Source organism: Streptomyces sp. NPDC050560 (assembly GCF_044457285.1).
Classification (GTDB): domain Bacteria; phylum Actinomycetota; class Actinomycetes; order Streptomycetales; family Streptomycetaceae; genus Streptomyces.
Map to the genome: position 1 here is coordinate 322,964 of NZ_JBITGT010000009.1, position 14,668 is coordinate 337,631.

The 14,668-nt window shown below is 73.0% G+C and carries 10 protein-coding genes; 7 read left to right on the plus strand and 3 right to left on the minus strand.

From position 1 onward, the window contains the following. The first annotated feature begins 70 nt into the window (after positions 1 to 70). Entirely contained in the window at positions 71 to 910 is an 840-nt protein-coding gene (locus tag ACIBIW_RS22740) for a response regulator transcription factor (protein ID WP_399338788.1), read from the plus strand. 33 nt (positions 911 to 943) lie between these two features. Here the strand turns inward: ACIBIW_RS22740 and ACIBIW_RS22745 are convergent, their stop codons facing one another. Beyond that, the gene (locus ACIBIW_RS22745) at positions 944 to 1,411 is read right to left on the minus strand and encodes an SRPBCC family protein (protein ID WP_399338789.1); all 468 of its coding nucleotides are present in this window, start codon (positions 1,409 to 1,411) and stop codon (positions 944 to 946) included. 46 nt (positions 1,412 to 1,457) lie between these two features. Here ACIBIW_RS22745 and ACIBIW_RS22750 point away from each other — a divergent pair, with 46 nt between their 5' ends. Next, positions 1,458 to 2,084 carry a TetR/AcrR family transcriptional regulator gene (locus tag ACIBIW_RS22750; RefSeq protein WP_399338790.1) on the plus strand — a complete coding sequence of 209 codons (627 nt, stop codon included), beginning with the start codon at positions 1,458 to 1,460 and terminating at the stop codon, positions 2,082 to 2,084. A gap of 9 nt (positions 2,085 to 2,093) precedes the next feature. Here the strand turns inward: ACIBIW_RS22750 and ACIBIW_RS22755 are convergent, their stop codons facing one another. Then, a complete protein-coding gene (locus ACIBIW_RS22755; protein WP_399338791.1) occupies positions 2,094 to 3,662 on the minus strand; it encodes an AMP-binding protein in 1,569 nt (522 codons plus the stop codon). A 282-nt stretch (positions 3,663 to 3,944) separates the two neighbouring features. Here ACIBIW_RS22755 and ACIBIW_RS22760 point away from each other — a divergent pair, with 282 nt between their 5' ends. The 4 genes from ACIBIW_RS22760 (at position 3,945) to ACIBIW_RS22775 (ending at position 9,488) form a co-directional block, all read left to right on the plus strand. Next, the gene (locus tag ACIBIW_RS22760) at positions 3,945 to 5,552 is read left to right on the plus strand and encodes an NAD(P)-binding domain-containing protein (protein ID WP_399338792.1); all 1,608 of its coding nucleotides are present in this window, start codon (positions 3,945 to 3,947) and stop codon (positions 5,550 to 5,552) included. A gap of 2 nt (positions 5,553 to 5,554) precedes the next feature. Beyond that, entirely contained in the window at positions 5,555 to 6,643 is a 1,089-nt protein-coding gene (locus ACIBIW_RS22765; RefSeq protein WP_399338793.1) for an alpha-hydroxy acid oxidase, read from the plus strand. Continuing rightward, a complete protein-coding gene (locus ACIBIW_RS22770; RefSeq protein ID WP_399338794.1) occupies positions 6,637 to 8,073 on the plus strand; it encodes a cytochrome P450 in 1,437 nt (478 codons plus the stop codon). Before ACIBIW_RS22765 ends, ACIBIW_RS22770 begins: the two co-directional genes overlap by 7 nt. 83 nt (positions 8,074 to 8,156) lie before the next feature. Beyond that, entirely contained in the window at positions 8,157 to 9,488 is a 1,332-nt protein-coding gene (locus ACIBIW_RS22775) for a cation:proton antiporter (protein ID WP_399338795.1), read from the plus strand. A gap of 55 nt (positions 9,489 to 9,543) precedes the next feature. Here ACIBIW_RS22775 and ACIBIW_RS22780 read toward each other — a convergent pair whose 3' ends face one another. After that, the gene (locus tag ACIBIW_RS22780; protein ID WP_399338796.1) at positions 9,544 to 12,075 is read right to left on the minus strand and encodes a carbohydrate-binding protein; all 2,532 of its coding nucleotides are present in this window, start codon (positions 12,073 to 12,075) and stop codon (positions 9,544 to 9,546) included. 510 nt (positions 12,076 to 12,585) lie between these two features. Between ACIBIW_RS22780 and ACIBIW_RS22785 the strand changes: the two genes are divergently transcribed. Next, positions 12,586 to 14,661 carry a DUF2264 domain-containing protein gene (locus ACIBIW_RS22785; RefSeq protein WP_399338797.1) on the plus strand — a complete coding sequence of 692 codons (2,076 nt, stop codon included), beginning with the start codon at positions 12,586 to 12,588 and terminating at the stop codon, positions 14,659 to 14,661. The last annotated feature ends 7 nt before the right edge of the window (positions 14,662 to 14,668 follow it).

The following is a 14,668-nucleotide window of genomic DNA, read 5'->3' on the forward strand; positions in this document are numbered from 1 at the left end:
CTGTGATGCAGGTCTCACTACCCCCGAACGGGGGTGGGTTTCCGGGAAATCCCGGGGAAGGGGCGCGTGTATGGCGGCTGAACCGGCTGTCGGGGCGGAGATCAGATCAGCGCTGCTGCGGATGAGGCGGACGTCGGGGTTACCCGTCGCGTTCGGGGGCCCCGTCGACGCGGCAGGCAGACGGGTGCGGATCGGCGAGCTGAGCGGCAACACCACGGACGCGATCACCTCGCTCGCGGTCTCCACGGGCAACGGCCTCGGCGGGAAGGCGGTCGCGCTGTCGCGGCCGTGCGCGGTGACGGACTACCAGGGCGCGCGCACCATCACGCACGAGTACGACAGGGCGGTCGCCGCGGAGGGCCTGAAGTCGGTGCTCGCGGTCCCGGTCGTCGTACGGCGCCGGGTGCGCGCGGTGCTGTACGGGGCGCTGCGCACGGCGGAGCCGCTGGGCGAACGCATGCTGGACGAGGCGGTGTCGGCGGCGCGTGACGTCGAGCAGTCGATCGTGGCGCGCGAGGAGGCGGGGGCGGTGCTCGCCGGGATGGCGGGCCCCGAGCCGGGGGAGGCGCGCGGCGACGGCGCCTGGGAGCGGGTGCGGGAGGCGCACGGCGCGCTGCGGACGCTGGCGGCGCGCGTGGGCGACCCAGCGCTGCGGGACGAACTCCTCGACGTGTGCGACCGGCTGGTGACGGCGGCGGGCAACGAGGCGGCGCCGGCCGGGCTCGCGCCGAGGGAGATCGACGTGCTGGCGTGTGTGGCGTCGGGGGCCACGAACGCCGGGGCCGCCGAGCGTCTGGGGCTGCGCCCCGAGACGGTGAAGGCGTATCTGCGCTCCGCCATGCGGCGGCTCGGGGCGCACACCAGGCTGGAGGCGGTGCACAGGGCGCGCAGCGCGGGGCTGCTGCCCTGAGGGGCGCCGCCGCCTGGGCCCCCGGTGGCCCGCTCAGGCTGCTGCGGGACCCCGGTGGGCCGCGGCGAGTTCCGCCGCCAGGCGGGTCATCACCGTGCGGTTGGCCCGGCGCATGGTGGCGCGGACCACGGGGGACAGCAGCCGGTCGGGCAGCGGCGTCCTGGACCAGGCGTAGGTGAAGGAGACCCTGCTGCCGCCGCCGGGCAGGGGCTCGACCGTGTAGGTGCCGTGGGCGTCGCGGCGGCCGCCCGCGCTGACGTTGTGCTCGACGATGCGGTGCGGTGCCTCGGCCTCGACGACCTCCACGGTGGCCTCGGTGCGGGTGCCGCCGAGCGAGGCGGTGACGACGGCGCGCGAGCCGACGCCGCGGGGCGGCCCCTCGTAGCGCCAGCCGGTCAGGTAGTGGTCGGTGAAGCGCTCGTGGTGCGCCATGACGTCGAGGAAGTCGTAGACCTCCCCGGGCGGTTGCGGCACGTCGACGGACACGGTGACTGGTCTCATGTACCACACGGTACATCGGGCGTGTACCAATTGGTACGCTCCGGTGGTGACGGAGAGGGACACCACAGGGACCGCGGGCGGCGCGCGGGACGGGGCGCGGGACGGGGCGCGTGATCGCCGCGCCGAACTGCTCGCGGCCGCCGTCGACCATGTCGCCGAGCACGGCATCGGGGAGCTGAGCCTGCGCGCGCTGGGCGCGGCGATCGGGACGAGCCACCGCATGCTGGTCCATCACTTCGGCTCGCGCGAGCGGCTGTTCGTCGAGATCGTCAGGGAGTCGGAGCGGCGCCAGCGCGAGGTGCTCGCGCGGCTGCGCGCCGAGCCGGGGCTCGCGCCCGCCGACGCCGCCAGACGGCTGTGGGCGCGGCTCACCGAGCCCCGGCTCGCCGGGCAGGAGCGGCTCTTCTTCGAGATCTGCGGGCAGGCCCTGCGGGGCCGCCCCGAGGCGGTGCCGGTCCTCGAAGGTCTGGTCGCCGACTGGGTGGAACCGCTCGCCGCCGCGGAGGCCGCCGGGGGCGTGGCGCCCGCCGCGGCCCGCACCCGCGCCCGGCTGGCGGTCGCGGCCGTACGGGGCCTGCTGCTCGACCTGCTGGCCACCGGCGACCGTGCCGCCGTGGACGCGGCCATGGAGGAGTTCATCGGGCTCTACTACGGGCCCGGGGCCGCGGGGTAGGGGGGACGGCTACTGCCCGGGCCGCTCTCCGGGCCGCGGAATCCGCTCGCGCAGGGCCCGCTTGTCCGGCTTGCCCACGGCGTTGACCGGCGGCGCGTCGATGAAGGTGAGGGAGGCGGGGGCGGAGGCGGCGCCCAGTTGGGCGACGAGGAGCGCGGTGAGTTCCGTCGGGTCGGGGTGGTGGCCCGCGCGGGGGACGACGAAGGCGTGCGCGGCCTCCCCCGTGTGATCGTCGGGGACCCCGACGACGTACGCCTGGTCGACGCCCGGGTGGGAGGCGAGCACGCGCTCCATGCCGCCCGCGTAGTGCACGATCGCGTTGATGATGATCACGTCGCGGGCGCGCCCGGTGAGCCGGATGAGGCCCCCCGCGTCGACGCTGCCGAGGTCGCGGGTGCGTATCCAGCCGTCGCGCAGCACTTCCCCTGTCTCCTCCTGGTCGCCCCAGTAGCCGCGGAAGGCGCCGGGCGCGCGGACCCACAACTCGCCCTCGGTACCGGGGGGCAGCGTGTCGCCCTGCTCGTCGCGGACGGTGACGTCCACGGTGTCCATCACCCGCCCCACGGAGTCGAACGGCGCCGCACCGCCCTCGGGGGCGGCCAGCTCCCGCGGTGTCAGCAGCGCGAGCATCCCGGTCTCGGTCTGCCCGTAGCCCTGGTGGACGGCGGGGCCGATCAGCTCGGTGGCCTCGGCGAAGCGGTGCGGGGGCAGCGGGGAGCCGGCGACCAGCAGGACCCGCAGGCTCGACGTGTCCACGGGCCTGGTGCGCAGGGTGTCGAGGACCTGGTGGAGCCGGGGCACCGTCATCAGGCAGGCGGTGACGCGGTGGCGCTCGAAGACCTCGGGGAAGCTCGGCGGCGGGTCGGGGATGACGGCGGTGCCGCCGCCGAGGAGGCAGAGCCCGAGGTGTTCGAAGATGACGGCGCTCGTGAGGGTGCCGAAGAGGAGGTAGCGCCCGTAGTGGGCGGCGAGCGCGCGGGTGCGGGGCGTCCATTCCGAGGGCGCCCAGGACCAGTGCCGTGACATGGCGCCGTAGGTGATCTCGCAGCCCTTGGGGCGGCCGGTGCTGCCGCTGGTGAGGTGGATCATGGCGACGGACTCCGGGTCGCCCGCGGGGGTGAGTTCCGCGGGCTCGGGGTGCGGGTCGAGGAGGTCGTGGCCGAATTCGAGTACGGGCCGCTCCCCCGCGGCCGCGACCAGCTCCGGGCGTTCGGCGGCGCCGTCGGTGAGGACCGCGTCCACCCCTGTGTCGCCGTCGGCGGCGGCGCCCCCGCCGGAAAGCACCAGGCCGAGGTGGGCGGGGGTGAGCCCGGGGCGCAGTCCGATCACCCGGCAGCCCAGGGTGTGGGCCGCGATCTGCACGGCGAAGGTCCGCGGCGACACGTCGGCCGCGAGCGCGACGGTGCTGCCGCGGCCGAGCCCCGCGGCGGCGAGCGCGGCGGCGAACCTGCCGGTCAGACGGAGGACTTCGGCTCTGGTCACCGTCGTCGAGCGGTACTCGAAGGCGGGCTCGTCGGGGGCGGCACGCAGGGCCTCGATGAACGGTCCCGGAAATACCGATGCGGTCGGGTTGTCCACTTCGTCTCCACTCGGCAGGGCGGGGGTCACGGGGCGAAGGTCGAAATTCGGCCGTCGCCGGGAATTCATCCGCTGACGGGCTCCACTTCGGCATGGCCGGGCACGGCTTTGGGGAGCTTGTACCCCACGGGGAACGGCGCGCATCGCCAGCACACGGAACATGAGTCTATTTACCAAGAGACACCATGACGGTGTGACGTATATCACAAAAACTTATCATGGTGCCATGCTTTAAGTATCAAGTAACGTGCTGTTGTCCCCCACAGACGAACGGGAGAATCGATGTCCGAGTCCGAGAATGGGCAGGTTGATTACCTCATCCTGGGCGCTGGACCCGCAGGGCTACAGGCCGGATATTGCCTACAGAAAAGTGGACGTTCCTATCTGATCGTGGAGCGTGGTGAGGCACCGGGGACATTCTTCACCAAGTACCCGCGGCATCGGACGCTGATATCGAGCAACAAGGTCCACACCGGCTGGGACGACCCGGAACTGAAGCTCAGGACCGACTGGAACTCCCTGCTCTCCGACGACGGCCCGCTGTTCACCACGTACACGCCCCGCTACTTCCCCCCGGCCGACGTCCTCGTGCGCTACCTTGCCGACTTCGCCGCGGCGCACGGTCTGAACACCCGCTTCGACACCCGTATCGAGCGCATCACCAGGCCCGTGCCCGGCGGCCCCTTCATCGCCCGTGACCAGCACGGGAACGAGTTCACCGCCAAGCGGGTCATCGCCGCCACCGGGGTCACGCTCCCGCACCTGCCCGACATCGAGGGCATCGAGACCGCGGAGCTGTACACCGACGTCACCGTCGACCCGGAGGACTTCACCGACCAGCGGGTCCTCATCATCGGCCGCGGCAACTCCGCCTTCGAGACCGCCGACAACCTGATCGAGACGGCGGCCGTCATCCACGTGGCGGGCCCCGGATCACTGAAGCTGGCCTGGCAGAGCCATTTCGTGGGGCATCTGCGCGCGGTCAACAACAATTTCCTCGACACCTATCAGCTCAAGTCGCAGAACGCCCTGCTGGACGGCTCCGTTCTCAAGGTGGAGAAAAAGGAGCATGGCTATGTGGCGAGTGTGTCGTTCGACCGTGTGAACGAAATCGTCAAGGACATACCGTACGACCGGGTCATCGTGGCCACCGGATTCCGTTTCGACGCCTCCTTTTTCTCCGAGGAATGCAGTCCTGAACTCACCATCATGGACCGTTTCCCGGCGCAGACAGACGCCTGGGAATCCGTGAACGTACCCGATCTCTATTTCGCGGGAACGATCACGCAGGTGCGCGACTTCAAGAAGTCGACCAGCGGTTTCATCCATGGGTTCCGCTATGGGGTGCGATCGCTGTGCCGCATCCTGGAGAACCGCTACCACGGGGTGCCGTGGCCCTCCCGTGAGCTGCCGCCGACCCCCGAGGCCGCCACCGACGCCGTCATCGAGCGGGTCAACCGCAGCTCGGCGCTGTGGCAGCAGTTCGGCTTCATCGGCGACACCCTGCTCGTCGGGAACGACGGCAGCCTGCGCTACTGCGAGGAAGTGGCCGTCGCGCACGCGCACGCGGGCGTCGCCGACGGCAGCACTTTCCCCGGGGTGCGCGAGTACTACACCGTCACCCTCGAATACGGCGCGGACCACGATCTCATCAACCCGTTCGACGTTTCCGTGCGACGCGTGGGACAAGAGGAGACCACTGGTCTCGACGGGCGTTATCTGCACCCCGTGGTACGGCAGTTCGCTCCCGGTAAGACGGAGCCGATCGCCGAGCACCACATCACGGAAAACCTGGAGAACGAATGGGACAGCGAGAACGTGCACCGCGCGCCGCTGCACGCCTTCTTCTCCGCGCAACTGCCCGTGGCCGACCCCGCGGGCGCCAGGTGACCGTGGAACCCGCAGGGCCGCACGACCGGGCCCGCGGCCTCCTCCCGCCCGCGTACTACGACTTCTACGCGGGCGGCGCGGGCGAGGAGCGGGCGCTGACCGAGAACGAGCGCGCCTTCGACCGGCTCGCCCTGCTGCCGAGGGTGCTGCGGGGCGCCGCCACCCGGGACACCTCGGTGGCGCTGCTCGGCGACCGGCTGTCGTTCCCGGTGTTCGTGTCCCCGACCGCGTTCCACCGGCTCGCCCACCCGGAGGGCGAGTTGGCGACCGCGCGCGCCGTGGCCGCCGCCGGGACCGTACTGACCACGGGCGTCGCCGCGACCTGCGCGGTCGCCGAGGTCGCCGCGGCGGCGCGGAAGACGGACCCGGGCGCCGCGCTCTGGTTCCAGCTCTACCTCCAGCCCGAGCACCGGGTCACCGCGGAGCTTGCGCACCGGGCGGAGCACGCGGGCTGCTCCGCGCTCGTGGTCACCGTCGACTCCCCCGTCTTCGGCCGCCACACCCGCGACCTGCGCAACGGCTTCACCGACCTGCCGCCCGGCTACGCCGCGCAGAACATGCGCGGCCTGCCCGGCGGCCCCCCTGACGAGCCGCGCCCCATCGCCATGTCGCCCGCCCAGTCCTGGGACGACGTGCGGCGGCTGCGCGACAGCAGCGGGCTGCCCCTCGTACTGAAGGGCATCCTGCACCCCGAGGACGCGAGGACCGCCGTCGCCGAGGGCGCCGACGCGATCCTGGTCTCCAACCACGGGGGCCGCCAACTCGACGCCGCCCCGGCCGCCCTGGACGCGCTGCCCGCCGTCGCCGCCGCCGTCGCGGGGCGCGTACCCGTACTGCTCGACGGCGGGGTGCGGCGCGGCAGCGACGTCGCCGTCGCGCTCGCCCTCGGCGCCACCGCCGTGGGCGTCGGCCGCCCCGTGCTGTGGGGCCTCGCGGCGGACGGCGAGGACGGTGTACGGGACGTGCTCGCGCGGCTGCGCGACGACTTCGACCACACACTGGCGCTGTGCGGGGGCGCGAGCCCCGGGGACCTCACCCGCGACCAGGTCGTGCCGCGCCGCGCCCCTCTCACAGGAGCCGCCCCATGGTGACCCGGCACACCAGGAACACCGCGCTCGCCTCCGCGGCCGGCGCCCTCGCGCTGTCCGCCCCGCTGTGGCTGCCACGGTCCGTGGTCGCCCTGCGGATGAAGGTGTTCGCGCGGGTCAACGGCGACGACGCCCTCACCTTTCCCAACGACACCGTGGGCCCCGAGCGCTTCCAGGAGGTCTACGGCCACCCCGCCGCCGACGGGCGCAGCAAGGGCGCCGCGCTCTCCGACCTCTTCTGGTACTGGCTCTCCCCCGGGCCCGACGTCCACCAGGAGCACCTGGAGCCCGGCGAACGCTACGACGAGGTGGCACGCACCACCCTCGCCATCATCTCCGGCTCCTCCGCCGAGCTGTACGAGACCGCGACCCGCTGCGCGGCGAAGGTCCTCGACGAGGCCGCGACCGGCCGCGTCACCCTGGTACGGCTGCGCGACCTGATGATGCCGGTGTGGGCCGAGTTCTTCTACACGCTGGTGTTCAGGGAGCCCTGCCCGCCGCGGGCCCGCCGCCTCATCACCGGGCACGCCGAGGACGTCGTCAACGCCCTCAAGTGCACCCGCCCCAGGAACATGCGGCGCAGGGCCCGCCTCACCCGCTACCTCGCGGCCCGGCTCGCCGCCGGGGACGTACCGCACAGGCTGCCGGGGCGCCTGTCGGAGCGCGACCGGGTCTTCTACCTCCAGGGCACCTTCTTCAACACCGCCGTGGTGCAGATGTCCGAGGCCATGGCGCACCTGCTGCTCGTGCTCGCCCAGCACCCGGGCATCCAGCAGCGGGTCGCCGCGGCGCCGGACGACGACCGGCTGCTCGGCAACGTCATGAACGAGACGTTCCGGCTCTTCCCGCTCTTCGGTGTGGCGCACCGGATCACCACCTCGGAGATCGAGCCCGGCGACGGCACCGTCATCCCCGAGGGCTCGGTGCTCTGCTTCAGCTACCCCGACTACCACGCCACCGGCTACCAGGACCCCGACACCTTCGACCCCGACCGCTGGGACGCCCTCTCCGCCAAGGACGCCCACCACATCCCCTTCGGCGTCGCCACCAACCGGCCCTGTCCCGCCTGGCGTCTCGCGCCGCTGGCGATGCGCGCCGTCACCCGCGAGGTGCTGCGCCGCTTCCGTCTGGAGTCCGGTGTCTCGCACACCCGCTCCATCCCGCACCGCGCCCCCTGTCTGCTGGTCGCGCGCGAACGCCCGCTGCCGCCGCGGGTGTCGGCCGCCGCCCGCGGTCTGCTGCGGCTGCGGGACGCCTTCGAGGACGCGGGCCGCGGCACCCTCCAACTCGGCTTCGGCACCTGGATGGTGCTCGACGCCCGCAGGAGGCGCCAGGCGGCGTCCTACTTCGAGACCCATGACACCGAGGGCCGCCCGCTGGACGGCGGGGGCGCCCCGGCCGGCTGCCCCTACGCGGGCGCCTCCAGGACGTAACCGCACACCCCGCGCCCATATCCGGCGGCCCCGCCCCGGCCGCCGGGCTCCCAGGACTCCTCGCAGAGCGGTAGGTCACCCCCATGTCCGCCACCGAACTCGGCCCCGCCTTCTTCCTCTCCGTCGTCGTCATCCTCCTCGTCTGCCAACTCGTGGGCAGGCTCCTGCGGTTCGCGGGACAGCCGCCCGTGGTCGGCGAGATGGTCGCCGGGGTCGTCCTCGGCCCCTCGGTCCTCGGTCTCGCCGCGCCCGGCGTCGAAAAATGGCTGTTCCCCGAGGAACTGCGGCCCATCCTCTATGTCGTCGGCCAGGTCGGCCTGGTCATCTTCATGTTCCTGGCCGGGTACGAGTTCCACACCGGCCGGATCAAACGCGTGCTGCGGCCCGCGCTGACCGTGTCAGCCGTCGGCAGCCTGGCCCCGCTCGCGCTGGGGGTGGGCCTGACCTGCCTGCTGAGGAACAGCGACAACATGTTCCCCGAGGGGGTCTCGCTGACGGTGTCCGCGCTGTTCGTCGGGGTGACCCTCGCCATCACCGCGTTCCCCATGCTGGCCCGCATCATCACGGAGCGCGGCCTGACCGGCACCCGCTTCGGCTCCCTGTCGCTGGCGGCGGGGGCGCTCGACGACGCGGTCGCCTGGGTGCTGCTCGCCGCCGTGCTCAGTATCGCGGGCGCGAGCCTGAGCACCTTCCTGCTGGCGCTGCTGGGCTCCGTCGGGCTCGTCGTGTTGCTGGTCATGCTGACCCGGATACGTCGGCACGCGGAACGGCTCGCCGAGAGGGCGCGTCCTGACGCCGTCCTGCTCGGCGTGGTCGTCGTGCTGTTCCTCGCCGCCTGGTACACCGACCGCATCGGCCTGTACGCGGTGTTCGGCGCCTTCAGCCTCGGTGTGGTCTTCCCCCGTACGCCGCCGGTGGCGCGTGCCGTCGAGTCCATCGCGCCGATCAGCCGCATCGTGTTCCTGCCGCTGTTCTTCACGTACTCGGGGCTCAACACCGACATCGGGCTGCTGTCCGACCCCGGGGTGCTGCTCTTCGCGGCGTGCTGTGTGGTCCTCGCCATCGTCGGCAAGTTCGGCGGCTGCTGGGGCGCGGCGCGTGTCGCCGGGGAGAGCCCCGGTGTGGCGCTGCGGGTGGGCACGCTGATGAACGCGCGCGGCCTGATGCAGCTCATCGCCATCAACGTCGGCCTGTCCGCGGGCATCACCACCCCCGCGATGTTCACGGTGCTGGTGCTGGTGGCGCTGGTGACCACGGTGATGGCGAGCCCGCTGCTCACCCTGTGGGACCGCCTCGACCGCAGGCGCGGTGTGTCCGACGCGGAGTCGCTCGGTGTGGAGGAGGCGGAGGGCGGGGCGGCGGGTCCCGGGAGGCCGGACGGGACGGAGCCGCAGACCGCGGGCGCCGCCGTCTGAGGCACCCGCCGCCACCGCGCCCCGCCCGTCGCACGTGGCGGGCGGGGCGCGGTCGTCAGGGGGTGAGGGTCACTTCCGCCCGGCCGCCGGGGCCCGCGGTGACGGTGCAGGTGAACAGCTTGGTCGACGTGTCGTAGGCGACGGTGCCCGCGCTCCCGGTGGCGGCGCTGACGGCGGGTCTCCTGGGCGCGTGGCCGTGCAGGGTCACGGGGCCCTCGCCGTCGGCGAAGGCGACGGTGGCGTGCACGGACCCGTCGTCGGCCAGGTGCGCCAGCCGCCGGCTCCCGTGCGCGACGAACTTCCCCGCGTCGCCGAGGAAGGCGATACCGGACGGGCCCACCGGGGCGACGACCCAGTAGGTGCCGTCGGTGACGGTGGCGCGCACGCTGCCGCCCGCGGCGACAAGACGGCCGGTGCCCGCGTAGTAGTCGTAGGCGTAGGCGGGTCCCGTCAGGCCCAGTTCCGCGAGCGTGAACGTGGCGGTCTGGGAGGGTCCCGTGGGCGCGGTGCCCCGGGTGACGCCGAGCCAGTCGACGTTGGGGCCGCCCGAGCCGGTGGCGGTGGCGCGTACGGTGTTCGCGCCCTGTGCGAGGGTGACCTTCATGCCGGTGACCGTCCAGGACGTCCACCAGCCGGTCGAGGGGAACGCCAGGGTGCGGGCGGCGCCGCCGTTGACCGTGACCGCGAGCGGCCGGTCGGTGAAGGAGGCGTTGGCGTAGCGGAACTGGAGCGTGTAGGTGCCCGCCGCCGGTGCCCGCAGCGTCCACTCGACGTAGTCGCCCGAGTCGTTCTGGAAGTCCGCGTAGCCGCTGCCGCCGTATCCGGACTGGTCGGAGCCGACCACCGGGCCCGAGAGCGTCGCGTCCTCGGCCTGGTGGACCTCGCCCGGCGCGGGGGTGCGGCGGGCGTAGGCGAAGACGTAGCGGTAGGTGAGGCCGGGGTGTGCCGCGCGGGTGGTGGCGACCATCGCCGGTGTCCTCCCGGCCGCGTCGGCGACGTAGGTGGCGTCGGTGGGCACGATCGGCACGTCAGGTTTGACGATGACGCCGTCGGGCCGCGCCACTTGGGCGAGGTTCTTGGCGTTCACCTTGCCGAGCGCGTCCCCGACGCCGACGGGGCCCGCCGACAGGTTGGCGAGCAGCAGGTTGTTGATCTCGTCGCTGAGGAAGACGTCGGCCCACGGCCACACCCCGAGCGCGCCCGCGAACTGGGAGTCGTAGAGGAAGTCGTCCCACTTCGGCCGGTCGAAGCGGTCGTCGCTGACCCTGATGGTCGTCAGGTGGGGATAGCGGGTGCTCTGGAGGTAGTCGCGCGGCAGCGCCATGCAGTACTGGAGGTCGATGCCGTCGGCCCTGGAACTGGCGGCCATGTTGTCGAAGAACGCGTCCGCGTCGGTGAGGTTCTCGGCGGGCTGGGCGTGGCTGCACAGCCAGTCCTGCTCGTAGACGGCGACGCCGCTGTCGCGCAGGTGGTCCATGGTCTCCCGCCAGAACGCGGCGGAGGTGATGACGTTGCCGGAGAAGTCGTACGTGCCGTGGTACGGGCTCGACTCGTCCATCCAGCGGGCGTGGGTGACCAGCGGCATCCCCAACTGCTGCTGGAACGCGGCAAGGCCGTTCGGGAACAGCTCCTTGTCCGCCTCGTAGAGGTAGGTGCCGTCCGGCAGGTCGTCCCACTCGGCGCGGGGGCCCTTGGGATACCACCAACTGTCGAGCTGCATGTACCCCATCGTGATCTGCTGCGCCGCCCACTCGTCGCGGACGGCGAGCAGGGTGCCGGTGTACCCCTTCGACTCGTCGTAGGCGTAGTAGTAGTCGGCGCCGTTGTCGGTCCAGTAGCCGAGGGTGCTGAGGATCACCCCGGTGTCGTTGGCGGGCCTGGTCTTGCCTGCGAGCGTGGTCAGCGCGGTGCCCCACGCGCGGTAGGCGGAGCCGACGCCGTCCCTGGTCGTCAGGATCGTGCGGCGGGTGTAACCGGCCGGCAGGGTGGCGATCGAGCCGAGCACACCGGCCGCGATCGAGCCGTCCGCGCCCTCGGTGGTACTGGCCTCCTGGAAGTGGTCGGCGGCCGAGACGATGAAGGTGTTGCCCGCGTCGTCGAAGCTCGCCCAGGGGCTGTCCGAGGCGTTCGCGAAGGTGTTGAACTGGGCTCTTCCGAAGCAGCCGCTGTGGCTGAGCCGGTGCGGGAGCCCGGGGTGGGCGGTGAGGGTCGGGAAGGGCGAGGCGTTGGGCGCGGCCTTGACGTAGGTGTCGGTGAAGACGACGGCCGACGCGCTGTCGTAGACGCGGATGCCGCCCTTCCGCGCACCGGACTTGAAGGCGAATGTGACGTCGGAGTACGGGCCGAGGGCGTCCGTGCCGGACCGGGTGGCGATGTCGGTGGCCGCGCCGACCGAGCCGCCGAAGGTCCAGCCCAGCACGCTCGCGGTCACCTGCCAGGCGCCCGACGTCTGCACGGTCGCGTGCAGGGCGAGCGGTGACGCGGGGGCGGCGCTCGCGCGGCCGGGCGCGCCCGCCAGGGGCAGGGCGAGGGCGGCCGTCCCCACCCCGGTGGCTCTGATGAAGTCGCGACGGCTGAATCCGGTCATAGCTGCTCCTCGTCTCGTTGCGGGGCAGCGGGGCACGCGCGGTCATGGTGGGTGGCCGTGCCGCACTGCGGTGCGGTGGGAACTGCGCGCGGGGAATGCGGAAGGGGCAGGAGCGGCCGCGCGCTGAGAACGCGCATGTCGGGGCGGCGTCGCCGCCCGTCGGATGCGTGGAGATGCCGTACGCCCGGTGAGGGGGGTGGGACTCAGTGTGCTCGGGGCGCGCTTTCCGGGTCAATACTCACGACGGAGAATCAGCACCCCTCCGGTCCACATATGTGAAAGCGGTAATCGATGGAACGGCTGTAATGGTGGCTCTCCAGGGGGTGTTTGACCTTGAGTCGTGCTTCATACCGGTCGTGGTTCACGGATGTGTCCCGTGGCAGCACGTGGGGCCTCGCGGTGGGTTTCGCTCAGCCGTCCCCGCGGCCGTCCACCGGACACCTCTTGTCGAGAAGATAACGCTTACTGCAAGATGAACTGCCCGAAGCCGCCGTCGAATCCGGAGTACCCGTGAACGTTTTCTGTCGTCCCGACCCGGTGGGGCCGGGCCCCTCGGCGGGCGCCGGACATGAGAGCGGCCCCCGTACCCGCGCCGAGTGGGAGGAGGCCGCCGACCGGCTGCTGCTGCCGGTGCGCGCACACGCCTCACCGCGCCACGCGCTGGTCGGGCTACCGGGGGTGGCGAGCCACAACGGCGCCTGGAGCGACGGCCTCGAAGGCTTCGCACGCACCTTCCTCCTGGCCGCGTTCCGGCTCGCGGGCGCGCGCGGCGACGACCCGCACGGCCATGCGGAGTGGTACGCGGCGGGGATCGAGGCGGGCGTCGACCCCGCGAGCGAGGAGCGCTGGCCCACCTTCGCCGAGTCCCACCAGGCCAAGGTGGAGGCCGCGTCGATCGCGCTCGCGCTGCACGAGACGAGGCCCTGGATCTGGGACCGGCTGCCGGAGCGCACCCGCGCCCAACTCCTCGACTGGCTGGGCGCGATGGCGGGCACCGCGATGCCCGGCAACAACTGGATCTGGTTCCAGGCCGTCACCGAGGCGTTCGCCCGCACCGTCGGCGGCACCTGGCTCCCCGCCGACCTGGACCGCACCGTCGAGCTGACCGACGCCTGGTACGCCCGCGACGGCTGGTACTCGGACGGCCTCAGCGGCGGCGCGCACCGCAACTTCGACCACTACAACGGCTGGGCCATGCACCTCTACCCGCTGTGGTTCTGCCGCGTCCTGGGTGCCGACGCCCCGGCCGGGCTGCTTGAGCGCTACCGCGGGCGGCTGCGGCGCTTCCTCGACGACTACCGCCACCTCGTCGGCGGCAACGGCTCCCCGCTCCTCCAGGGCCGCTCGGTGACGTACCGGTACGCGGCGCTCGCGCCGGTGTGGACGGGCGCGCTCTTCGACGCCACCCCGCTGCCACCCGGCCAGACCAGACGGCTGGCCCGGCTGGTGCTCGGGCACTTCACCGCCGCGGGGGACCGCGACGGGCGCGGGCTGCTGACACTGGGCTGGCACCGGCCCTACCGCCCGGTGCTCCAGGGCTACTCGGGGCCCGCGTCCCCGTACTGGGCGAGCAAGGGTTTCGCGGGGCTGCTGCTGCCGCCCGGACACCCGGTGTGGCACGACGCCGAGGTGCCCCTCCCGGTGGAGGGGGGCGACACCGCGCGGGTGCTCGAAGCGCCCGGCTGGCTGGTGTCGGGCACCCACGACGACGGTGTCGTACGGGTCGTCAACCACGGCAGCGACCACGCGGAACCGGCACGGCAGCACTCCGACGACCCGCTGTACGCACGCCTCGCGTACTCCACGCACACCGCGCCCGCGACCCCGGCGGACCCGGCGGGCGGGCCGCTCGACTCGGCGGTGGTGCTGCTGGACGCCGCGGGCGCGGCGAGCCACCGCCGCCCGCTGGAGCGGATCGCGGTACAGGGGCGGGTGGGTGTCTCGCGCAGCCGCGCGCACTGGCCGGACGACGCGCGCTGGGACTGCTTCGGCGGCCCCGCCACCCGCTACCGCACCGGCCCCTGGATCACGGTGGCGTCGGTGCTGCGGGGCGCGGTCGAGGTGCGGCTCGTCCGGGTGGACCCGGGTCCCGGGCGTGCCGTGCGGGACGGTGCGTACCGGGAGGAGCGGGACCCGGGGCCCTGGCGGCTCGCGCTCGGCGGCTGGGCACTGCCGGACGCGCGGCCCGACCGGGACGGCACCGGCACGGACGGCGAAGACGGCGGAGACGGGGACGGCACGGGTACGCACGGCGTGGGCACGGACGGTGTGGCCGCCGCGGTCGTGGGCGGGGGACTGCGCAGTGGGGTGCTCGCGGTGTGGGGTTTCGACGAGGCGGGCACCTCGGTGGCGGACGGTGCGAGCGCGCTGGGCGGCGCGGCCGTCATCCCCTGGGTCGCCACCCGCGGCCCCGTCGGGTACGGGGTGGTGTACGCGGCCGTGGTGCGGCTCGCCGGTACCCCGCACCGCGGCCTGCTCCCCGGGGTGTCGCAACTCGCGGGCGGGGGCGGAGCGTTGAAAGCCGCGGTGGACTGGCCTGACGGCGCGCGGGACGAGGTGGCGCTGCCCGCGCCGCCCGCGCCCTGACGCGCCG